This is a genomic window from Paraburkholderia sp. SIMBA_027, assembly GCF_046535315.1.
Lineage (GTDB): Bacteria > Pseudomonadota > Gammaproteobacteria > Burkholderiales > Burkholderiaceae > Paraburkholderia > Paraburkholderia tropica.
This window is the reverse complement of the sequence record NZ_JAWRWY010001336.1, coordinates 1-246: the sequence shown is the minus strand read 5'-3', so window position 1 is coordinate 246 and position 246 is coordinate 1. Positions and strand designations below refer to the sequence as shown.

Genomic DNA, 246 nt, shown 5'->3' with positions numbered 1-246 from the left:
GCCGAGTCCGTTTGTTGTTGCCAGCACGCGACCCAGGACTTCGCCCAACGAAATAGATGACATGATTCTCCTAGAAAGCGCTCTCAACTATCACGGCGTGGTCAGCATCGGCGCTGCCCCGGGCCATTCCTGCACGCTCGAGCAGGGACACCAAGTCGCCCAACTCAGGTCGCATTCCAAGAATGGTGAGATCGCGCAAAACATCTCCCACATTGCATTGGGTTCCCGGCGCACCGCAGGCGAGGC

1 protein-coding gene is annotated in these 246 nt (G+C 59.3%); it reads left to right on the top strand.

Translation table 11 applies throughout. The features are described 5' to 3' along the window. Nucleotides 1–61: 61 nt before the first annotated feature. On the top strand, nucleotides 62–246 hold a 185-nt coding region (locus SB764_RS43510), incomplete at its 3' end, for a hypothetical protein (RefSeq protein ID WP_410867241.1).